Source organism: Heyndrickxia coagulans 36D1 (assembly GCF_000169195.2).
GTDB classification, from domain to species: Bacteria; Bacillota; Bacilli; order Bacillales; family Bacillaceae_C; genus Weizmannia; species Weizmannia faecalis.
Genome location: NC_016023.1, coordinates 125,939 through 147,158 on the forward strand (window position 1 = coordinate 125,939; position 21,220 = coordinate 147,158).

Genomic DNA, 21,220 nt, shown 5'->3' on the forward strand with positions numbered 1-21,220 from the left:
TGTTCTTTTTTCTCCAAATTATACTGACCGGTCTATTTAAAAATAAAGGGGAGATTTTACCATTGCAAAGTGATTATAAAAAATTTCCGATTATGCTTGGGCTTTTAATTGGCGGCTTTATCGGCATGTTCAGCGAAACAGCCTTAAATATTGCATTAACTTCATTGATGAAAGATCTGCACATTACCGCTTCCACCGTCCAATGGCTTACAACCGGATATTTGCTTGTTGTCGGCGTGCTGGTGCCGGTATCCGGGTTAATGATCAGATGGTTTACAACAAGGCAGCTGCTGCTAAGTGCATTAAGCGCATTTATTATTGGCACGCTCATTTCAGCCGTGTCCCACACCTTCCCCTTTTTACTCATCGGCAGGCTCGTTCAGGGAATCGCAACCGGCATTCTCATCCCGCTCATTTTTAATACGGTCATGACGATTTTTCCGCCGCATAAAAGAGGCGCGGCACTCGGCGTTGTCGGGCTTGTCATTATGTTTGCGCCGGCCATTGGCCCAACTGCTGCTGGGTTCATTTTGGGCAAACTCACATGGCAGTGGATTTTCTGGGTCATGCTGCCGTTTTTGGTTGCTGCCCTGATCATTTCCGCCATTTTTTGTAAAAATGTAAATGAAGTCACCCGGCCAAAAATCGATGTGCTCTCTATCGTTCTGTCCACGATCGGGTTCGGCGGAATTGTTTTCGGATTTAGTTCCGCGGGGGATTCAGGCTGGGGAAATGCAAAAGTCATTGTAACCCTTGCAATCGGTATTGCGGCTCTGGCGATTTTTTCCATCCGGCAATTACGAATGGAAAAACCGATGCTGAATGTGCGTGTCTTCCAGCATAAAATGTTCACTATTGGCACGCTGATGATGATGATTGTCTTCAGTATTATCATGTCGTCTATGCTTTTGCTGCCGATGTACTGGCAGAGCGGAAAACTGGTAGCTGTCGCGCTTACCGGCATCCTTCTTTTGCCAGGGGGCATTGTAAACGGGATTGTGTCAGCTGTCTCGGGCAAGTTTTATGATATATACGGCGCAAAATGGCTTGTCAGAATCGGCTTTCTGATCTGCATCGCAGCTGGTGCAATGTTTATCTGTGTCCAAACAACATCTTCTTTTCTTTTCGTGATCGCAGCAAATCTTTTGCTCATGATCGGCGCGCCGCTTGTTATGTCCCCGGCACAAACGAACGGGCTGAATGCATTGCCAAGAGAAATGTCCCCTGACGGCAGCGCAATTATGAATACCGCCCAGCAAGTGAGCGGCGCAATTGCCACTGCCTTGTCTGCCACATTGTTGGCTGCAGGTGAACACGCTTATACAGGAGCCGGCGGACAACATGCCGCAGCAGCATTAACAAACGGCGTCCAGTACGGTTTTATGTTCACGCTCATCCTGGCAGTCATCGGATTTGCCCTTTCCTTTACCGTTCGAACCGTTGGGGTATTTGAAAAACCGCAGGACCAGCAAAGGAAAATGCAATTAAAAAAAGAAACAGACTCCCCCGACTGAGGAGCAAAAAACCCGTTTTAGCCTGATAAGCTAAAACGGGTTTTTTTTAGGTTTGTCAGCACTCCGCCTCAATATGATAAAATCATGGATCTGCGAAAGAACCGGCTTCTGGCCTGCATTTTATAAAATTTTGCCAGCACTGTCAGAGTCCTTGCCAAGCCCGGGATAAGCCTTATTGATTTGCTGCTGTTTTTCCGCTTTCACTCGCATCATTATGAATCAGAAAAGAAGTTAAAAGGGCCAAAATGCTGCCGCAAAAGCCGAACAGGAATAAATGGTGAATGCCCTGCATGTAGGTGGACCCGCTTGTCAGAAAGGCGCCCATTACGGTCACCCCGATCGCAGTTCCCATGTTCCGGCAAAACATAAAAAACGAAGTGGCGATCCCTTTTTCGTGGGCGCTCACCATTTGCTGGGAACCGATAATCCCGACCGTCGAAAGCAACCCGAACGCAGCGCCATGGACAATCATGACGAGAAAAACGTACCAGAACCCGTGGCCCGGATTTAAAAAGATCCAACATACACCCGAAACAAGCAAAAGTCCGTTCCCGATTAATAACAGCCTACGGTAGCCATACCGCAATATCCATTTTCCGGCAGGGACTGCAGCGGCCATCCAGCCGATCGACGACCCAAGCAACGCAACCCCGCTCATCAATAGTGACAGCCCTGTTACTTTCTGCAAAAACAGCGGCACATAGCTGGAAGCACCAAACAACGCCACTGTCCCGATAAAGGAGTTGACATTCATCCGGGCAAATGTCTTATTTTTAAACATCGAAAGCGGCACAATCGGAGAATCCTGTCTTTTTTCATAAAAATAAAAAAGGAGAAGAAAAATGATTCCGGTTGCTGTAAACAACAAGTAGTTACGGTGTACGACCGTGACCAAAAGCAGGAGTGTGATCGCAACCGCAAATAATGCAGCGCCTATGTAATCGACACGCGCTTTTTTTGGCGCATAATGCTCGTTATAAGGCAAAAGCGTTAAAAATGAGATGAGACAGACAGGCAGGTTTACAAAGAAAATCCATCTCCACGATAAATACGTTACAAAAAACGAGCCTAAAAGCGGCGCCAGGACAGCGGATAATCCCCACATACCGGTAAACAATGCCTGGATTTTCCCGCGGTTTTCAACAGAAAACAGGTCTCCTGCGATAATGGCCGGAAACGGGACCATGAAACCTGCCCCAATGCCCTGAATAGCCCGAAAGACGATAAGTTCAATCATCCCGGAGGACATGCCGCATAAAAGCGATCCGGCGAAAAAAAGCACGATCCCGAACCCGAACACTTTCTTCCTTCCGAACAAGTCAGACAACCGGCCTGCAACCGGTGATAAAATCGTGCTGGTGATCATATAGGAAGCAAATGCCCATGCGTACAAGTCAAAGCGGCCGAGTTCTTTTGCAATGACGGGCATCGTGGTATTCATAATCGTTGCGTCAATCGATGACACAAGCATTGCCAAGACAATGCTAATCATGACAAACGTTCTACTCTTCATGAAACCCCTCCATTCACTTTCAACATTCCGGATTCTGTCACGATTTGCCGCACCGGAATATCATAAGATTCGCTAGGGACATGCGCCTTCAATTGGCACGAGTGAATCAAAGACACGGTCTGATTGGGAAAACCGGCAAGAAATCGGTCATAATAACCGCCGCCAAAACCGATGCGAAAGCCTTTTTTGTCAAAAACAAGGCCTGGAACAATGAGCAGATCGATGGCCTGCTTTTCAATTTTTACCGTTTCTTCCGGTTCCGGCTCAAGCAGGTTAAAAAAGCTTTTTTTCAATTGTGTGAAATCATCCAGCTGGTAAAAGACGAGCGCTTTTTCTTTTGGCACGCATTTTGGCACACAAATCGTTTTTCCCTGCGCCCACCCGGTTTCAATGATCCGCCGCGTATCCCATTCGAAATGTTGGGAGACCGTCACGCCAACCGTTCCGGATATTTTCCATATATCGGATGAAAACAAAATTTGTTGCAGTTTTTCTTCGATGGCCTGCTTTTCGTTAAGATCCAACCGCTTTAACCGGCCGATCATTTCTCTTCGCATTTCCGCCTTGTCCATTTTTTCCACCCCAGAAAGCAAAAATTTGCGCTTTTCCATCTTACCATGTTTGGGCTGAAGTGAAAACGAAAATGCCCCCGGGGTATGAAACCAGGGGGGCTGCAAAATGTCTGTGCTAATCGTTTTTTCCGGTAAACCGAAGTATGAAATATGGTGGAAATTCTTATTCCCCCCTGTTCTTCTTCTCCTTCTCATGCACGAGGTTGCGCCAGTTTAAATCGCCGCGCATTAAGCCCTGGACAAGCAGTTCGGCCGTACCCATGTTGGTGGCAAGTGGAATCGAATAGACATCGCAAAGGCGGAGTAAAGCGGTAATGTCCGGTTCGTGCGGCTGGGCCGTGAGTGGATCACGGAAAAAGAAAACGAGATCCATTTCATTTTTGGCAATCATTGCGCCGATTTCCTGGTCGCCGCCGAGCGGGCCGGAATTGAAGCGGGTAATGTTCAAATTTGTTTTTTCCATAATCCTCTTGCCGGTTGTGCCGGTCGAGTACAATTCATGGTCGGCGAATACCGGCTCATAGGCAACCGCAAAGTTTACAATTTCCTTTTTCTTTTTATCATGGGCAATAAAAGCAATTTTCAACTTGGAAACTCCCTTCTCCAAAAAATAACGTTACTACTATAATACGATAATATGATGAAAAAAACGAATGACCCATTTCCCAGGGTCATCCGTTTTTCAGCCTTAAGCTTTCACAACCGGATCATGCAGCATGGATTTGTACAAGCCTTCGATTTCTTCGACACTTGTATCACGCGGGTTGCCACCCGTGCACACATCGGCATACGCATCTTTTGCGAGGTTCGGGATATCTTCTTCTTTGACACCGAGTTTATCAAGCGATTGCGGAATGTCAACATTTTTAAGAGGTCGCATGCGCCATTCCATCCTTTATTCTCCCAAAAATCCTTCCCGCGGCACGACCCCAAACGCATCGGCCAAGTCTTTCAGCTGCCGGTCGGTAATCGTTTGTTTGATGCCGCCCTGCGCCTGGACATAGGTGTAAACCTGTGCCGCTTTTTCTGCTGTTTCAATCAAGCCGAATGTCTCATCCATCGTGCGGCCGGCACCGTAAATGCCGTGATGCGGCCAAATGACGAGGCGATAGTCTTTCATTTTCGCTGCCGTCGCTTCACCGATTTCATTTGTGCCCGGCACGATCCACGGAATGATGCCGACACCTTCCGGAAATACGACGAGGCATTCCGTGCACATTTGCCAAAGCGTGCGCGTAAAAGCTTTTTCATCAAGCGTATGGGTAAAGGTCATTGCGAGCAAATGGGTCGCATGGTTGTGCATGACAATCCGGTTTTCCGGGTCAACCTCAAGCCTAGCGATATGGCTCATAAAATGGGACGGCAGCTCGCTTGTCGGCATTCCGCCCCCTTCAAGCCCCCAAAGCAATTCAACATTTTGCCCGTCCTGTGCGACACGGATCAAACCGAGATTTTCAGCAGGGTTGTCGGCCACATTTTTAAAATATTTTCCGGAACCGGTGACAATAAAATATTTGCCGGCAAGCGCCCTTGCGTCGAATTTGACAGGGATGGCCCGGATAACGGCGTTCACATCGAGATACGGCGCCACTTCTTCTTCTTTGAGAAGATAGCTGATATTCCCGCCGTTCCGTTCGTCCCAGCCAAGCCGGTACAAATTGGCGGTTGTTTTCATCATTTCCTGTGTAAAAGGTGCTTCAATGATATTCAATTTCGTCTTTATGTTTGCCATGTGCTTCCCCTTCCTTGTTTACGCCCTTACAAGCAACGTATCTTTTTCATACTTTTGGACTTCTTCCAGCCAGCCAAGCCCGGCCGGCACCCCGTTTGCTTCGCAGAAATAGTGCCAAACATCGCCGTACGGGAAGTCTTTCAGTTCTTCTGTATAGACGAGGCGGGTAGTAAAATCGCCTTCCAGTTCTTTTTGTTTTAAGAAATCTGTCGGTTCAAGCAGCGCTTTCAGCAAAGCTTTTTGTGTGTTGCGGGCGCCCACTACCCAGGCTGCAACCCGGTTAATGGTGGCATCAAAGAAATCAAGGCCGATATTTGTTTTCTCAAGCAAGTCGTTGCGGACAAGTTCCCTGCCGATTGCCGCCAGTTCATCATCCATGATGACGACATGGTCACTGTCCCAGCGCACTGGGCGGCTGACATGGAGCATAAGCCCTTTGCTGAAGAGAGAAAGGGCGCTTAGTTTATTGGAAATCACTTCTGTCGGATGGAAGTGGCCGGCGTCAAGGCAGACCAGTTTGTTTCTTGAAATACCATAGCCCATATAAAACTCATGGGAACCGACTGTATAGGCTTCTGCGCCGAGGCCGAACAATTTGCTTTCCACCGCATCTTCCGTATAAGCCGGATTGAGCGGTTCCGCAAAAATTTCATCGAGCGCTTCCATTAAACGCCGGCGCGGTCCGAGCGTATCTATCGGATTGTCTTTATAACCGTCCGGAATCCAGAAATTGTTGATGCTCGTTTGCCCTGTTTCTTTTCCAAAATACTCGGCAATTTTCCGCGTCCTTTTCCCATGTTCCACCCAGAAATCCCGCACGGCTTTGTCAGGGGAGGCGAGCGTAAAACCGTCTTTATACATCGGATGCGAGAAAAATGTCGGGTTAAAATCAAGGCCGAGCCCCTGTTCTTTTGCCCAGTCCACCCACGAAGCAAAGTGTTTTGGTTCAATTGTGTCAAGGTCAATTTTTTCATCCGTGTCCGCATAAATGGCATGCAGATTCAATTTATGCTTGCCCGGTATCAGAGAGAATGCTTTTTCCAGGTCTTTGCGCAGCTCGGAAGGCGTGTGTGCCGCCCCTGGGTAGTTACCGGTTGCCATAATGCCGCCGGTCAGGTCGCCATCCGGATTTAAAAAGCCGCGGACATCGTCACCCTGCCAGCAGTGCAGCGAGATTTTCATCTTTTGCAATTTTTCAAGCGCCGAATCTGTATCCACACCGATTTCGGCGTACCGCTGTTTTGCGGTTTCATAATTTCGGATGATCTCTTCTTTTTTTGCCATTCTTTTCCGCTCCCTTTCATTTTGCCGTTTCAAGCAAGGTCTTTTTGTAACGGTCGATTACCACTTTCCAATTGTCCTGCTGCGGCTTGTAAGATTTGATTGCAAACGACTGCCGGACAATTTTTCTTCCTTCACGGATGTCCCGAATGTCCCCTTTGGCGATCATTTGCACAAGGAGATTGCCGATAGCGGTTGCTTCTTGGGGGCCGGCTGACACTTTGACATTTGCGAGATTTGCCGTCAGCTGGTTCAAAAGGCTTACATTGCTGCCGCCTCCGACAATGTACAGTTGGTCAATGGGCCGCCCCGTGATCGCGGCGAGTTTTTCCAGCTCGACTGCGTAACAGAGCGCCAGACTGCTGTAAATGCAGTTTGTCAATTCCCCGATCGATTCCGGAACCGCCTGGCCGGTTTCCCTGCAGTAATCTTGAATTTCTTTCACCATGTTTTCCGGATTGTTAAAGCGCGGGTCGTTGACATGAACAAATTGCGCAAACGGTTTGCATTTTCCGGCCTGTTCCGCCATTTCGGCATAGGTATAACGGTAGTCGTAATGCCGGGCAATTTCCTGGATAATCCACATGCCCATAATGTTTTTCAAAAATCGGTAAGTGCCATATGCGCCCCACTCGTTTGTGTAATTTTCCCTGAATGCTTCCTCGCTTGTGACAGGCACATTCAATTCCATGCCAAGCAACGACCATGTCCCGCTACTTAAGAATGCCCAGGAATCGCCTTCTGCCGGCGTACCGAGGACTGCGGAGGCGGTATCATGGGTTGCAACCGTGACAACCTGGCATGCCGGAAGATCGTATTTTTGGTACCATTCTGGTTTGATTTCGCCCAAAATCGTGCCGGCATCGGCCAGTTTGGCAAATTTATCGGCACTGACATGGACATGGCTGAGCAAGTCTTTATCGAATAATTTGTCACGCAAGTTCAGCATTTGTGTTGTGGAAGAATTTGTCACTTCAGAAACGGCCTTTCCCGTCAGCACATATCCGATGTAATCCGGGATGAGCAGAATTTTATCCGCTTTTTCCAAAAGATTTTTATCTTCGGCATACAGTTGGTACAGCGTGTTCAATTCAAGAAACTGGATGCCGGTCTTTTTATAGATGAATTCCTTTGAATATTTGGACGTCAGCGCTTCTATCGCGCCAACCGTCCGTGGATCGCGGTAGCTGACCGGATCCTGGAGCCGGTCGCCGTTTTTGTCAACGAGCACATAATCGACCGCCCACGTATCAATGCCGAGCATACACGCTTCAATGCCCATCTTTTTGGCTTTTTCCAGGCCTGTAAAAATTTCTTCAATCAGCCGTCCGATATCCCAACGGTCATGGCCGTCCCGTTTGGTAAAACCGTTTTTGAAGCGGTGAATTTCTTTGATTTCGATTTTTTGATGCCGGCATGTGCCTGCAATCAGCCGTCCGCTTGAAGCCCCAATGTCAACAGCGATGTAATTCCGGATCATTTTCTCACTCCTTTCCAGCTTCAAAATTGAATTATCTTTACATCATCTGCTTCTTCTATGAAGCATTGCATCTATTAAAATTTAACGTTTATATTCCTATCGTAAACGTTATCAAAAAAGATTTCATGAAACATTATTGGCAAACCATTGTACGATCTTGGCAAGGTCGTGAAGGATATGGCATAATCAATTTGAAGAGAGGTAGCAAAATGGAACAATACTGGGAAAAAGCCGACTATTCCTGGACAGATGACTCCATCCGCTGTTTTAACACGCCGTCGCAGCGGGCGCGCCAGCTGTTTTACTATGTGCAGGAAATCGGCCATTTTAAAGCGATGAAACCGTATTTTACAGAAAGGCAGCATTTGAAATCGTACTTGTTAAAATATACGTTTGGCGGAAAAGGGAAATTGATTTATGAAGGACGCGAATATACGCTTGAAAAAGGGGATGTTTTTTTCATCGACTGCATGAATTACCAGCATTACAGCACGATAAGCGATGAACCGTGGGAGATGGATTGGATCCATTTTTACGGGCCGAATGCGGATGCTTTTTACGGGGAATTTATGAAAAACGGCAGCAATGTTTTTCATGCAAAAAACGGACGCATTTCCCAAATCATTGATGAGACCATGGCGCTTGTCGAAACGCGGAATGCAAAGGCGGAGTTCCGGATTTCGCTGTTGATCCATGAAATGCTGAATGAAGTGCTGATCCAGAAATACGATCTTGCATTTGAGGAAGAAAACATTCCCGATTACATTATAGAAGCAAAAAAATTTTTGGAGGACCATTTTAAAGAAAAAATTACCCTGCAGGATTTGGAACGGGTGTGCCGCCTGAACAAGTACCAGCTCAGCAAGGAATTCACGCACTACATCGGCATCCCCCCGATTGAGTACTTAATCCATTTTCGGATCAACACCGCGAAAAGACTGCTCCGCTACTCCAATAAAAGCGTAAAAGAAATTGCCCTTGACGTCGGCATTGAGGACCCTCCCTATTTCAACCGACTGTTCAAGCGGAAAACAGAGATGACCCCGCTTGCGTACAGGCGGAATGGGTGACGAATCCATGCTGTTTGCGTTACCGGAACGTAGAGAAGACGTTACTGTTAGGGTTACCGGCACACAAGCGAGGGCGGGGTTATACTTCGGTTGCGGTTTGGGCTGTATTACGGGTGGGCGAAAATTCTGTATGCAAATTGATCGATTTGTCCCAATGTAAAAATTTAAAGTTCAATATTATTCTTCTGCCTCTACTTCTTTAATCACCATCTTTGGCAGATCCCTGATAGTCTCACGTATTCGTTTCAATCGGGCTTTTCCCTGACCGGCAAAGCGAAGCAGATTGTAAGCGTATATGCCAAAATGCAGGGCAAGCTCATTCGTTTTTTGATTCCGGGAAGGCAGCTGTTTAAAACCAAGATCAAACCTAAATTCCCGTATCAACGATTTACAGACTTTCCGGTGTTCGTCGTAAAGCCTTGGCACAGCTTCCGGCGGAATATCGAGCGTTGTCATGTACACATCCGCTTCATACTCTGGAATCAAAAGGATTTGCCCGTTTTTATCAATGGTTGTTTCAATGAGTTTAAAAACATAATAGGCTGGTTTTTTTGCCCCGGCTGTCGTGTTGGTTTCCGCAACAGATCCAAAGTAAACGTTTTTTCCTTCCCGTTCGGATGAGCATGTGCCGTGTTTCCGTGCAGTTTCTACCCAAGTGCTAGCATCTGTCTGAAGTTTCATCACAAAATCGATGTTAAGGTCCAGCAGTTTTGCCGCAATTTCGGATCCTTCTTTTGCCTCGAGCCGCCAAAGGAAAGCACCTTCCGCCAATTGTTCAGCAGCACGGACCGACACGCTCGTTTCTTGTCCAAAGGAAAGGCAGTACCCTTCCTTTCCAATAAAAGCAAACGGCATTGCAACATCCACCGGTATAAAACTTTTGCCTTGTATGGTCACCGGGTTGATAGGTGCACCAGCCTTGCGAAGCAGGTGAAGAGACTCTTCAAGGATGATCTGTTTCCATTCTTCTGATAAAGCTGCCTCGTCCAGACGGTGCTCCAAGACAGCCGGCGAGGGAACCCTTTCCAATTTTAAAAAAGGACGGAAATCATAGTCGCTCCGTAACGGTTCAATTTCAGCAAACTTATTTTTTCCAAGGCAAAGCAGCCCGATATAGGCCTTCGCGATGTCCCCGTTTGAATAGCCGGGATTCCTTTTAATGGTTTCTGACTTGGCGCTATTCAGCCTTGATGCGAGATGAGTCTGGCTGATAAGGAACTCTACTATGCCCATTCCGAATTTATCCAATATCATTTCATTCGTTTGCTCAATCCGTAAATTTTTCATCTGCTCACCTGCGAAAATTGATATTTATATTATACAAAAAGTAGCTTATAATGGGTGTGAAGTCTGAATTTTAGAAAGGATGTGAACGATGCTTTTCAAGGAAAGAAAAACTTCACTTGAATGTGCTCTTTTAAAGTCGCTGAACAACCGGATGAAACTCCATGAAAAAGACATCCAGTATCTCCGGAATTTGGAAAAAGGGGACGAAGGCGAGCGGTATTTTGACTCTTTAACAGCAGCACTTACATGTGATTGTTTTGTACTGAATGATTTGCGGCTTTCCTGCAACAATGCTACGTTCCAGATTGATGCCCTCATGATTACCGGCGAAACCATTTACCTGTTTGAAGTGAAAAATTATGAAGGCGATTTTTATTACGAGCGGGACAGAATTTTTACAAAAAATAAGTCTGAAATCAACAATGCGCTGCTTCAGGTCAAACGTTGCGAATCGCTTTTCCGGCAGTTGATTCTCTCGCTCGGTTTCAATATGCCGGTCTCGGCTTCCGTTGTTTTTGTAAACCCCGAATTTACCCTGTACCAGGCACCCCTGAGTGCGCCATTTATTTTCCCGAATCAGTTAAAACGGTATATAAAAGATTTGAATGCAATTTCTGCAAAGCTGAGCGGAAAGCATAGAAGGCTGGCAGAAAAGCTATCTTCGCTGCATATAGAAGAATCGCCTTTTCTTCATTTGCCGAAATATGAGTATGATCAATTGCGGAAAGGCATTGTGTGCGACGCTTGTGGTTCTTTTTCCTGTGCGGTAAAAGGGCATGCAATGATTTGTGAGGATTGTGGACATGCTGAATCTGTTGAGGCCGCGGTCCTCCGCAGTGTCAGAGAATTTCGGATGTTGTTTCCAGAGCGGAAGATTACAACAAATGATATTTTTGACTGGTGCAGGATTGTGGAATCGAAAAAAAGGGTGAGCAGGATACTGGCAAAAAATTTCAATAAGTTCAGAGGTGGAAGATGGTCTTACTATGAGTAATTGATGATCACAAACTTATGAATTAGAAATTCTACCGGGGAAAAGCATTTGGTATTTTGACACTTCAAAAAGACCAAATATGCTCAGTTCCCCGGTTATTTTTGTCCTTTTGAACACTCCAAAAAGACATTTTGTTCCGGTCAATGGCTCCTTTTGTCCTTTTGGATGCTCCAAAAGAACAATTTGCTCCGGTCCACGGCTCCTTTTGTCCTTTTGACAGCTTCAAAAGGACATTTTGTTTCAGTTCACGGCTCCTTTTGTCCTTTTGGCAGCTTCAAAAGGACATTCCGAGCCCAGATACAGCTTGTTTTGTCCTTTTGACAGCTTCAAAAAGACATTTTGGACCCCGATGCAACGCGTTTTGTCCTTTTGACTGCTTCAAAAGGACATTTCGGGACCGGATGCAACGTGTTTTGTCCTTTTGGCAGCTTCAAAAGGACATTCCGAGCCCAGATACAGCTTGTTTTGTCCTTTTGACAGCTTCAAAAAGACACTTTGGGTCCAGTCGCGACTCCTTTTGTCCTTTTGGCAGCTTCAAAAGGACATTCCGAGCCCAGATACAGCTTGTTTTGTCCTTTTGACAGCTTCAAAAAGACATTTCGGGCCCAGATACAGCTTGTTTTGTCCTTTTGACTTTCAAAAGGACATTCCGAGCCCAGATGCAACGTGTTTTGTCCTTTTGGCAGCTTCAAAAAGACATTCCGAGCCCGGATGCAGGGTGTTTTGTCCTTTTGACAGCTTGAAAAAAACATTTCAGGCCTAGGTGCGGCTCCTTTTTGTCTTGAATACTCCAAAAAAAATTTGCTATGGTCCCGCGATTTCATTTGTCCTTTTAAATGCCTCTCTGAAACAACAGTAAGCTTACTTTTGCCATATTTTAATAGCAAACCAAAGTATCTTGTTCAGCCCTTTTTGGATTTCCCCCATTCCTCCGGTTCCCGCCGCCATTCCTCGAGTGTCGCCAAGTCTTCTTCCCGGATCAGCCCCCTTTCTACGCCAACCTGAAGCAGTGTGGAGTAATTCGATAAGGAGTAAGCGGTGATGCCTTCTTTTGCAAAATTTGCCGCTCCGGCCGGAAGTTCATATGTAAAAATCGAGACAACGCCGAGCACTTCGCAGCCGGCTTCCCGTAATGCGCGGACAACGGTGAGCACGCTGCCGCCGGTTGAAATTAAATCTTCGACAACGACAACTTTTTGCCCGGTGGAAACCCGCCCTTCGATCTGGTTGCCCTTGCCGTGTGTTTTTGCACTCGAACGGACGTATACCATTGGCAAATTCATCAGGTCGCTGACAAAAGCGGCGTGGGCAATCCCGGCAGTTGCCGTGCCTGCCACCACTTCCGTTTCCGGGAAGTGTGCTTCGATCAGCTTTTTCAGTCCGATGGCGATTTCTTTCCGCAGGTTCGGATAGGACAATGTAATGCGATTATCGCAGTAAATTGGCGATTTGATTCCGGATGACCATGTAAAAGGTTCACCGGGTTTTAAAAAAACAGCTTCAATGTCAAGCAATTGTCCGGCAATGTATTTTTCCATTATTCGTTCCCCCATTGTTGTTTCACTTTTAAATAAGCTTCGTACGGGTCGGGCGCTTTCGTAATCGAACGCCCGACGACAATTGCGGTCGAACCGAGTTCCCTTGCCTTCGCAGGTGTAACGACACGTTTCTGATCGGAAACATCATCTCCGGCCAGCCGGATGCCCGGCACCACTTTCAAAAACGCCCCGCCGAGCCGCGCCGTAATATCAGGGGCTTCAAATGCGGAGCAGACAACACCGTCAAGCCCTGCATCATAAGCAAGCACAGCGTAATCCAGCACTGATTCGCGCAGCGGTTTTAAAATGCCCTGTTCTTTTTGCATTTGCGTTTCAGAGGTGCTTGTTAGCTGTGTTACTGCGAGAATCGCCGGGCGTTTTTTCCCTGCAGGGGTGCCGGCTTCCAAACCAGCCAAAGCGGCTTTCATCATGTCCGAACCGCCGGCGGCATGGACGTTCACCATATCCACTCCAAGCCGTGCCAGCCCTTTCATTGCCCGCCCCACTGTATGTGGAATGTCATGCAACTTTAAATCAAGAAAAATATCATGCCCCATTTCTTTGAGGGCAGCAATCAAACAAGGGCCGGTCTGGTAAAACAGTTCCATTCCCACTTTGACATAGAGCGGTTCGCCGCCAAACTGCTGTAAAAAAGCGAGCGTTTCTTCTTCCGATGAAAAATCAAGGGCGATGATCGGTTTATGCATGCTGCGTGTGGCTCCTTCCTATCAGGTCTTGAATGCTTTCGGCGCCGAGCTGTTCCATCACAGCCGGCAGTTCACGGATGATGCGCGGGCAGGCGAGCGGATCAATAAAATTCGCGGTACCGACTGCGACTGCACTGGCGCCGGCGTATAAAAATTCCACTGCATCTTCTGCCGTCATAATACCGCCCATGCCGATAATCGGGATATCCACTTCCCGGCTCACCTCGTAAATCATCCGGACAGCAACCGGTTTGACGGCCGGTCCCGAGAGCCCCCCTGTTTCATTGGCGAGAAGCGGGCGCGCCGTTTTCAAATCGATTTTCATGCCAAGGAGTGTGTTAATCATCGTGAGCCCGTCGGCACCGCCGGCTTCTGCTGCCTTGGCAATCGCCACAATATCCGTGACATTCGGGGAAAGTTTTACATACACCGGCACTTCCGAAACAGCTTTTACTTGCCGTGTCAGTTCAAACGCCATCTCCGGATCGGTACCGAATGCGATGCCGCCGGATTTCACGTTTGGGCAGGAAATATTGAGTTCAAGCGCGTGCACATTCGGCGCTTTTGAAAGGCGGGTGGACACGTAGACATAATCTTCAAAAGTGGAGCCCGCTACATTCGCAATGATTGGAACATCATATGACTGTAAAAACGGGAGCTCTTCCACAAGCACACTTTCCAGCCCCGGATTTTGCAGGCCGATTGCATTCAGCATGCCGGCTTCCGTTTCCGCAATCCGCGGGACCGGGTTGCCGAAGCGCGGTTCTGTTGTTGTCGCTTTAATCATGATCGCGCCCAGTTCGCTCAAATCATACCAGCGGCTGTACTCACGCCCGAAACCGAAGCAGCCCGATGCCGGCATGACCGGATTTTTCAAGGACAAGCCCGGCAGTTCGACGTGCAAATCCGGAAGAACACGGCGCTTTATTCCCCGTCTTTCGGCATGGTCTTTAGGTGAATCCGGGGGAACACGACACTCTATTCCCCGTCTTTCAGCATGATGTTCAGACAAATCCGGGGGAACACGGCGCTCTATTTCCCGTCTTTCAGCATGATGTTCAGGCAAATCCGGAAGAACACGGTGCTCTATTTCCCGTCTTGCAGCATGATGTTCAGGCAAATCCGGGGGAACGCGGTGCTTTACTTCCCGTCTTTCATCATGGTGTTCAGGTAACTCGGTCATATTAGGATCTCCCCCATTTCAAATACAGGCCCGTCGCTGCATACTTTTTTCGAAGCGGTGCCGGTTGGGTCATTTTTCGGGCGGCAGACGCACCCGTAGCAAGCGCCGGTTCCGCACGCCATCCGTTCTTCAAGCGAGAAAAAGCCGCGCTGCCCCGGGTATGCCGCTTCCAATGCGCGCAGCATCGCAGCCGGGCCGCATGCGTACAAACAGTCAAATGCCCAATTCTCCGCCGCCAGTACATCCGTTACAAACCCTTTCGTCCCCCATGAACCGTCCACCGTTGCGACGGATGTCGGGGCAAGGGTTGAAAACTTCTCCACGTAAAAAGCGTGGGCCGCCGATTCAAACCCGAGCACGTGGCGGACTTCAACGCCGCCTGCTTTAAGCTGCCGGGACAGCTCGTACAGCGGCGGGACCCCGATGCCGCCGCCGACAAGGAGCGCTTTTTGCCCGGGGCGAAGCGCGTCCACCGGGAACCCGTTGCCAAGGGGGCCGAGCACATCGAGCCGTGCGCCGGGTGCCATGTTTGCCATCAGGCGCGTTCCTTTTCCCTGCACCCGGTACAACAAAGTAAGCGCGCCGTTTTTGCGGTCCACCGCCGCGATGCTGATCGGACGGCGCAACAGGGGATCAAACCCGCTTCCCGCTTTCACATGAACAAACTGTCCGGGGCGGGCGATTTGCCGGACCAAACTGCCGGCAAGCACCATTTCCCAAATATCCTGCGCAATGAGCCGGTTGCTTTTCACGATCATATATTCCTGGATCATGCGTGCACCGCCTGCTTTGCCCCCTGCACCATCGGCATGATCGAAAAACTTATCGATTCCAAAATGGATACGATGGCTGCTGCTGTATCAAGCGAAGTCAGGCACGGGATGCCGCATTCGACTGCTTCCCTGCGGATCCGGAAGCCGTCGCGTTCGTATTCCCGGCCTTTTGTGATCGTGTTCAGGACAAATTGCACATCGCCCCTTTGGATCGAGTCGAGCACGGTCGCCCCTTCGCCGCCAATTTTTTCCACTTCTTCGACAGCCAGGCCGTTTTCCCTTAAAAATTTTGCCGTTCCCGCCGTTGCTTTTAAGGTAAAACCGATCTCGACAAAGCGTTTCGCAAGCGGCAGGGCTTCCGGTTTGTCTTTATCGGCAACCGTAAACAGGATGCTGCCATCCGGCGAAAGCTTCATGCCTGCTGCAACGAGCCCTTTGTACAGCGCTTTTTCAAATGTACGGTCGCAACCCATCACTTCTCCCGTCGATTTCATTTCCGGTCCGAGTGTCGGTTCCACCCGCTTCAATTTTGCAAAAGAGAAGACCGGCACTTTCACGAACACCTCCGCTTTTTCCGGCCTCAAGCCGGTGCCATAGCCGAGATTTTCAAGCGATTCGCCTAAAATCACTTTCATCGCGAGTTTTGCCATCGGGACATCGGTAATTTTGCTTAAAAACGGAACCGTCCGGCTTGAGCGCGGGTTCACTTCGATCACAAAGAGTTCATTGTGCGAGACGATAAACTGGATGTTCATTAACCCTTTGATTTCAAGCTCTGAAGCAAGCTTGCGGCACGTCTCCACCATTTCCGCTTTTAATGCCTCGGAAAGCCGCTGCGGCGGATAGACTGCGATCGAGTCGCCGGAGTGGACGCCGGCCCGTTCAATATGTTCCACGATGCCCGGGATTAAAATATCCCGGCCGTCCGCGATCACATCGACTTCAAACTCCTGCCCTGTCACATAGCGGTCAATCAAAACCGGCTGGTTCGGGCTGACTTTCACCGCGTGTTTCATATACTGGCGCAAGTCTTCTTCATGGTAGACGATTTCCATCGCCCGTCCGCCGAGCACAAACGACGGGCGCACGAGCACCGGATAGCCGATTTCGGCCGCAATTCGGACGGCTTCTTCCGCCGAAGTGCCGGTTTTTCCAAGCGGGCGTTTAATGCCGAGCCGGTTTAACAAATGGTCGAATTTGTCGCGGTCTTCGGCACGATCGAGATTTTCAAGCGAAGTGCCGAGAATGCGCACCCCGCGGTTTGCGAGCTGTTCCGCGAGATTGATCGCCGTCTGGCCGCCGAACTGGACAACAACCCCTTCCGGCTGTTCCAAATCGATGATATGCATGACATCTTCAATCGTCAGCGGTTCAAAATAGAGCTTGTCAGAGATGCTGAAATCGGTGGAGACGGTTTCCGGGTTGTTGTTAATGATGATCGCTTCGTACCCGGCTTCCTGGATTGCCCACACCGCATGGACGGTTGCATAGTCAAACTCGATTCCCTGGCCGATCCGGATCGGGCCGGAACCGAGGACAATGATGCTTTTTCTGTTTGTCACAACCGATTCGTTTTCTTCTTCATATGTACCGTAAAAATACGGCGTTTCTGATGCGAATTCGCCGGCACATGTATCGACCATTTTATAGACCGGTAAAATGCCATTCTCTTTGCGCCATGCGTACACTTTTTCTTCTGTCGTTTTCCACAGCCCGGCAATCGTCTGATCGGCAAAGCCCATTTCTTTTGCTTTCCGGGCCGCCTCTTTGTCCCATTGCGCCTCCTGAAGCGTGTTTTCAAAGCGGATGATGTTTTCCAGCTTATGAAGGAAAAACAAGTCGATTTTGCTCCAGTCATGCAGCTGCCCGATCGTGACACCCTTTCTTAGCGCTTCTGCGATGTAAAAAAGGCGTTCGTCGCCGGCATTTTTGATCCTTTTTTCGATCACGCCCATACCGGATGCTTCCTCGAGTTCCAAATGATGGACGCCGATTTCAAGCGACCGTACTGCTTTTAACAGCGATTCTTCAAATGTGCGGCCGATCGCCATTACTTCGCCCGTTGCTTTCATTTGCGTGCCAAGTCTGCGGTATGCCTGTTCAAACTTATCGAACGGGAACCGCGGAATTTTTGTGACGACATAATCAAGCGCCGGTTCAAAATTGGCGTAAGAAGTGCCGGTGACCGGGTTTTTCATCTCGGCCAGCGTGAGCCCGACTGCAATTTTCGCTGACAGTTTCGCAATCGGGTATCCGGTTGCTTTCGAAGCGAGCGCAGATGAACGGCTGACGCGCGGGTTGACTTCGATTACATAATATTGAAAACTGTCCGGGTCAAGCGCGAACTGTACATTGCAGCCGCCTTCGATGCCGAGGGCGCGGATAATTTTCAATGAAACATTGCGCAGCATCTGGTATTCTTTGTCGCTTAACGTCTGGCTTGGGGCGACGACAATCGAATCGCCGGTATGGACGCCGACCGGGTCAATGTTTTCCATGTTGCAGACGACGATGGCATGGTCTTCGCTGTCGCGCATCACTTCGTATTCGATTTCTTTAAAGCCGGCAATGCTTTTTTCGAGCAGGCACTGGTGGACAGGGCTCTGGCGCAATCCGCCTGATACGGTTTCGATCAGCTCCTCTTCATTACGGCAGATGCCGCCGCCCGTTCCGCCCAGCGTGTAAGCCGGACGGACGATGACCGGGTAGCCCGCTTTTTCGATAAAACGGTAAGCTTCTTCGAGTGTATGGATGATCATGCTGTCCGGCACCGGCTCGCCAAGTTTTCCCATCAGTTCGCGGAACGCTTCCCGGTCTTCCGCCTGCTCGATGGCGCCCAGTCTTGTTCCGAGCACTTCGACGCCGTACTCGTCAAGGATGCCGGATTTCGCCAGTTCCATTGCAATGTTGAGACCGGTCTGGCCACCAAGCGTCGGCAGGAGGGCATCCGGGCGTTCTTTGCGGATGATGCGGGCGACAAATGCCGGCGTAAGCGGTTCGATGTAGATTTTATCCGCCATTTCCGTATCGGTCATAATCGTTGCCGGATTGGAATTGACCAAAACGACATGATACCCTTCTTCTTTTAAAGCAAGGCAGGCCTGCGTGCCGGCGTAATCAAATTCTGCAGCCTGGCCGATCACGATCGGGCCGGATCCGATCACAAGAATTTTTTCGATATCAGTGCGTTTTGGCATAGGTTTGTTCCTCCTTTTGTTTTTCAACCATGGTTAAAAACTTGTCGAATAACGGGTTCGAATCGTGCGGGCCTGGCGATGCTTCCGGGTGGTACTGGACGGTAAAAGCAGGGTATTTGCGATGTGCCAGTCCTTCAATCGTGCCGTCGTTCAATGCCCGTTCCGTTACGATAAGGTCTGTTCCGGCAAGCGAATGTTCATCGACCGCATAGCCGTGGTTCTGCGAGGTGATCACCGTTTTCCCTGTTTCGATGTCCTGGACAGGATGATTCGCGCCGCGGTGGCCGAATTTTAATTTGAACGTATCGGCGCCGCACGCTAACGCAAACAGCTGGTGCCCGAGACAAATCCCGAAAAGCGGCACTTTCCCGAGTATGCCTTTTACCATATCAACCGCACAAGCGACATCTTTCGGGTTGCCGGGACCGTTTGACACCATCACCCCATCCGGCCGGAGCTGTAAAATGTCCGCCGCCGTTGTATCATACGGCAACACGGTAACGCGGCAGTTTCGTTTTGAAAGTTCGGTTAAAATGCTTTTTTTCGCGCCGAAATCGACAAGGGCAATATGTTTGCCGGGCCCTTCCATTTCGTAACGCTTCTTTGTGGATACTTGTGCAACGGCATCATGAATAGCTCGTTTCGCTTGAAGATTTTTGATCACGGCTTCCGGATCTTCGTCTTCGGCACAAAGGGCGGCCCTGAGCGTACCGAAAGCGCGGATTTTTCTTGTCAGTTTCCGGGTGTCAATGCCGGATATACCGGGGATGCCTTTTTCTTTTAAAAAGGTATCGAGCGTTAAGGTGCTCCGCCAGTTTGACGGGTACGAAGCCGCTTCTTTCACCACGACCCCCTTCACATACGGCTTTACCGCTTCAAAATCGTTCCAGTTGATGCCGTAGTTCCCGATGAGCGGGTAGGTGAACGTGACGATCTGGCCGTAAAAAGACGGGTCGGTTAATGTCTCCTGGTAACCAGTCATCCCGGTTGTAAAAACGATTTCCCCGTAAGCCGCTTTTTCACTGCCAAAACCTTCCCCTTTAAAAACCGTGCCGTCTTCCAAGAGCAGTTGCCTTTTCATTTCAATGCCAGCTCCTTTTCCCATACCAGTTTTCCGCTTCCCCATGTGGCTTGCGGGAAGCCTTTGCATACACACCCCAAAAACGGGGTATTTTTTCCTTTCGATAAAAAGCGATCCGGGTCAATTGTTTTTTCTTCTGCCAGGTTAACTGCCGTGATATCGGCGGGTGCCCCTGTTTTCAGCGTCCCGTATGGAAGACCGAACACGCTAGCCGGCTTTATTGTCATCCAGTCAACAAGCTGTTTTAGCGTAAATATGCCAGTTTCAACAAAATGTGTATATAAAAGCGGAAAAGCTGTTTCAAATCCGGTGATGCCAAATGGCGCCTGTTCAATGCCTTTTGCTTTTTCCTCCGCGGTATGCGGAGCGTGGTCAGTGGCGATAAAATCAATCGTGCCATCCAAAAGGCCTTCAATAAGGGCGTCGCGGTCTCTTTTCGACCGGAGCGGCGGGTTCATTTTCCAGTTGGCATCAGGGCCCGGGATGTCGTCTTCAGAAAGGAGCAAATGGTGCGGTGTCACTTCGGCTGTCACTGGAATGCCGGCCCGTTTTGCGTCACGAACAACCCGGACGGATTCTTTCGTGCTGATATGGCAGACATGATAATGGCAGCCTGTATGTTCTGCAAGCAACACGTCGCGGGCGATCTGCACCGACTCGCATACGGAAGGGATCCCTTTTAACCCGTGCGCCGCCGCGAAAGATCCGTCATGCACGCAGCCGCCCCGGATGAGCGAATTGTCTTCACAATGGGCGACGACCGCCATACCGAGTGCTTTTGCCTGTTCCATCGCAGCTAGCATCTGCCCCGCTTCCTGCACGCCGACGCCGTCATCCGTGAACGCGAAGGCGCCTGCTGCTTTTAAACCGGCAAAATCCACGAGTTCGCCGCCTTTTTCATCAAGGGTGATGGCAGCATAAGGGAGCACGCGCACAACTGCATCCCGGCTGATTTTTTCCTTTAGAGACAAAAGGCGCGCCGGCCGGTCGGTAACCGGTTTGGTGTTTGGCATCGCCGCTACCGTTGTAAACCCGCCTTTTGCCGCGGCCATCGTCCCGGTGCGGATCGTTTCCTTCTGTTCGAACCCCGGTTCCCGCAAATGCACATGCAAGTCGACAAACCCGGGGAGAACCGTAAGCCCCGTTGCATCATATACCTGTTCGCCCGCTTCTTTCAGTTCCGAGCCGGTTTCCGCAATTTTTCCATCTTTGATCCGGATATCCCGCTTTACCGATTCTCCCTTTTCATCTAAAACCATCCCGCCTTTAATTAACCAGTCCACTTGGCAAACCACCTT

General features: G+C 49.3%; 18 protein-coding genes. 3 read left to right on the forward strand and 15 right to left on the reverse strand.

Translation table 11 applies throughout. The annotated features are described in order from the left end of the window. Positions 1-92 precede the first annotated feature (92 nt). Positions 93-1,514, forward strand: a complete 1,422-nt coding sequence (locus BCOA_RS17820; protein ID WP_187287746.1) for a DHA2 family efflux MFS transporter permease subunit — start codon at positions 93-95, stop codon at positions 1,512-1,514. A gap of 172 nt (positions 1,515-1,686) precedes the next feature. On the opposite strand, the gene BCOA_RS17825 is transcribed toward BCOA_RS17820, so the two are convergent. The 7 genes from BCOA_RS17825 to rhaB all read right to left on the reverse strand — a co-directional run bounded on the left by BCOA_RS17825 (position 1,687) and on the right by rhaB (position 8,089). Then, positions 1,687-3,027: an MFS transporter gene (locus tag BCOA_RS17825; protein ID WP_014095523.1), complete on the reverse strand. Its 1,341-nt coding sequence runs from the start codon at positions 3,025-3,027 to the stop codon at positions 1,687-1,689. Next, on the reverse strand, positions 3,024-3,599 hold the full coding sequence (locus tag BCOA_RS17830) for a 5-formyltetrahydrofolate cyclo-ligase (protein WP_014095524.1): 576 nt from the start codon (positions 3,597-3,599) through the stop codon (positions 3,024-3,026). The genes BCOA_RS17825 and BCOA_RS17830 overlap by 4 nt, the downstream gene beginning before the upstream one ends. A 163-nt stretch (positions 3,600-3,762) precedes the next feature. Beyond that, a complete protein-coding gene (mgsA, locus tag BCOA_RS17835) occupies positions 3,763-4,185 on the reverse strand; it encodes a methylglyoxal synthase (protein WP_014095525.1) in 423 nt (140 codons plus the stop codon). Between the two features lie 102 nt (positions 4,186-4,287). Continuing rightward, complete coding sequence (locus tag BCOA_RS17840; protein ID WP_014095526.1) at positions 4,288-4,491, reverse strand: iron-containing alcohol dehydrogenase; 204 nt, start codon at positions 4,489-4,491, stop codon at positions 4,288-4,290. Between the two features lie 3 nt (positions 4,492-4,494). After that, positions 4,495-5,331 carry a rhamnulose-1-phosphate aldolase gene (rhaD, locus tag BCOA_RS17845; RefSeq protein ID WP_014095527.1) on the reverse strand — a complete coding sequence of 279 codons (837 nt, stop codon included), beginning with the start codon at positions 5,329-5,331 and terminating at the stop codon, positions 4,495-4,497. Positions 5,332-5,349: 18 nt separating this feature from the next. Further along, complete coding sequence (gene rhaA, locus BCOA_RS17850) at positions 5,350-6,615, reverse strand: L-rhamnose isomerase (protein ID WP_014095528.1); 1,266 nt, start codon at positions 6,613-6,615, stop codon at positions 5,350-5,352. Between the two features lie 16 nt (positions 6,616-6,631). Then, positions 6,632-8,089, reverse strand: a complete 1,458-nt coding sequence (gene rhaB / locus BCOA_RS17855) for a rhamnulokinase (protein ID WP_041818188.1) — start codon at positions 8,087-8,089, stop codon at positions 6,632-6,634. 212 nt (positions 8,090-8,301) lie between these two features. On the opposite strand from rhaB, the gene BCOA_RS17860 reads away from it, so the two are divergent. Further along, positions 8,302-9,162: a helix-turn-helix domain-containing protein gene (locus BCOA_RS17860; RefSeq protein WP_014095530.1), complete on the forward strand. Its 861-nt coding sequence runs from the start codon at positions 8,302-8,304 to the stop codon at positions 9,160-9,162. 177 nt (positions 9,163-9,339) lie between these two features. Here the strand turns inward: BCOA_RS17860 and BCOA_RS17865 are convergent, their stop codons facing one another. Further along, on the reverse strand, positions 9,340-10,449 hold the full coding sequence (locus tag BCOA_RS17865) for a hypothetical protein (RefSeq protein WP_014095531.1): 1,110 nt from the start codon (positions 10,447-10,449) through the stop codon (positions 9,340-9,342). Positions 10,450-10,537: 88 nt separating this feature from the next. Here BCOA_RS17865 and BCOA_RS17870 point away from each other — a divergent pair, with 88 nt between their 5' ends. Continuing rightward, on the forward strand, positions 10,538-11,443 hold the full coding sequence (locus BCOA_RS17870) for a nuclease-related domain-containing protein (protein ID WP_014095532.1): 906 nt from the start codon (positions 10,538-10,540) through the stop codon (positions 11,441-11,443). A 902-nt stretch (positions 11,444-12,345) separates the two neighbouring features. Here the strand turns inward: BCOA_RS17870 and pyrE are convergent. From pyrE to BCOA_RS17910, 7 genes are all read right to left on the reverse strand, one after another. Beyond that, complete coding sequence (gene pyrE, locus BCOA_RS17880; RefSeq protein ID WP_014095533.1) at positions 12,346-12,981, reverse strand: orotate phosphoribosyltransferase; 636 nt, start codon at positions 12,979-12,981, stop codon at positions 12,346-12,348. Next, positions 12,981-13,688, reverse strand: coding sequence for an orotidine-5'-phosphate decarboxylase (gene pyrF, locus BCOA_RS17885; protein ID WP_014095534.1), 708 nt, complete (start codon positions 13,686-13,688; stop codon positions 12,981-12,983). The genes pyrE and pyrF overlap by 1 nt, the downstream gene beginning before the upstream one ends. Further along, positions 13,681-14,550 (reverse strand): dihydroorotate dehydrogenase, encoded by an 870-nt coding sequence (locus tag BCOA_RS17890; RefSeq protein WP_043052577.1) that lies wholly within the window; start codon positions 14,548-14,550, stop codon positions 13,681-13,683. The genes pyrF and BCOA_RS17890 overlap by 8 nt, the downstream gene beginning before the upstream one ends. A 317-nt stretch (positions 14,551-14,867) precedes the next feature. Beyond that, complete coding sequence (locus BCOA_RS17895; RefSeq protein WP_014095536.1) at positions 14,868-15,644, reverse strand: dihydroorotate dehydrogenase electron transfer subunit; 777 nt, start codon at positions 15,642-15,644, stop codon at positions 14,868-14,870. Further along, a complete protein-coding gene (gene carB / locus BCOA_RS17900) occupies positions 15,641-18,841 on the reverse strand; it encodes a carbamoyl-phosphate synthase large subunit (RefSeq protein WP_014095537.1) in 3,201 nt (1,066 codons plus the stop codon). The genes BCOA_RS17895 and carB overlap by 4 nt, the downstream gene beginning before the upstream one ends. Beyond that, positions 18,825-19,922 carry a carbamoyl phosphate synthase small subunit gene (locus BCOA_RS17905; protein WP_014095538.1) on the reverse strand — a complete coding sequence of 366 codons (1,098 nt, stop codon included), beginning with the start codon at positions 19,920-19,922 and terminating at the stop codon, positions 18,825-18,827. The genes carB and BCOA_RS17905 overlap by 17 nt, the downstream gene beginning before the upstream one ends. Next, on the reverse strand, positions 19,919-21,181 hold the full coding sequence (locus tag BCOA_RS17910) for a dihydroorotase (protein WP_272955395.1): 1,263 nt from the start codon (positions 21,179-21,181) through the stop codon (positions 19,919-19,921). The genes BCOA_RS17905 and BCOA_RS17910 overlap by 4 nt, the downstream gene beginning before the upstream one ends. Positions 21,182-21,220: the final 39 nt, after the last annotated feature.

Coding starts and splice junctions, on each gene's coding strand:
- rhaA (WP_014095528.1), bottom strand. CDS start 6,615: ATGGCAAAAAAAGAAGAGATCATCCGAAATTATGAAACCGCAAAACAG.
- pyrE (WP_014095533.1), bottom strand. CDS start 12,981: ATGGAAAAATACATTGCCGGACAATTGCTTGACATTGAAGCTGTTTTT.
- BCOA_RS17825 (WP_014095523.1), bottom strand. CDS start 3,027: ATGAAGAGTAGAACGTTTGTCATGATTAGCATTGTCTTGGCAATGCTT.
- BCOA_RS17870 (WP_014095532.1), top strand. CDS start 10,538: ATGCTTTTCAAGGAAAGAAAAACTTCACTTGAATGTGCTCTTTTAAAG.
- rhaD (WP_014095527.1), bottom strand. CDS start 5,331: ATGGCAAACATAAAGACGAAATTGAATATCATTGAAGCACCTTTTACA.
- BCOA_RS17905 (WP_014095538.1), bottom strand. CDS start 19,922: ATGAAAAGGCAACTGCTCTTGGAAGACGGCACGGTTTTTAAAGGGGAA.
- BCOA_RS17890 (WP_043052577.1), bottom strand. CDS start 14,550: ATGCCGGCATCGGGCTGCTTCGGTTTCGGGCGTGAGTACAGCCGCTGG.
- BCOA_RS17895 (WP_014095536.1), bottom strand. CDS start 15,644: ATGATCCAGGAATATATGATCGTGAAAAGCAACCGGCTCATTGCGCAG.
- BCOA_RS17840 (WP_014095526.1), bottom strand. CDS start 4,491: ATGGAATGGCGCATGCGACCTCTTAAAAATGTTGACATTCCGCAATCG.
- BCOA_RS17830 (WP_014095524.1), bottom strand. CDS start 3,599: ATGGACAAGGCGGAAATGCGAAGAGAAATGATCGGCCGGTTAAAGCGG.
- pyrF (WP_014095534.1), bottom strand. CDS start 13,688: ATGCATAAACCGATCATCGCCCTTGATTTTTCATCGGAAGAAGAAACG.
- carB (WP_014095537.1), bottom strand. CDS start 18,841: ATGCCAAAACGCACTGATATCGAAAAAATTCTTGTGATCGGATCCGGC.
- BCOA_RS17860 (WP_014095530.1), top strand. CDS start 8,302: ATGGAACAATACTGGGAAAAAGCCGACTATTCCTGGACAGATGACTCC.
- BCOA_RS17820 (WP_187287746.1), top strand. CDS start 93: ATGCTTGGGCTTTTAATTGGCGGCTTTATCGGCATGTTCAGCGAAACA.
- BCOA_RS17865 (WP_014095531.1), bottom strand. CDS start 10,449: ATGAAAAATTTACGGATTGAGCAAACGAATGAAATGATATTGGATAAA.
- BCOA_RS17910 (WP_272955395.1), bottom strand. CDS start 21,181: ATGGTTTTAGATGAAAAGGGAGAATCGGTAAAGCGGGATATCCGGATC.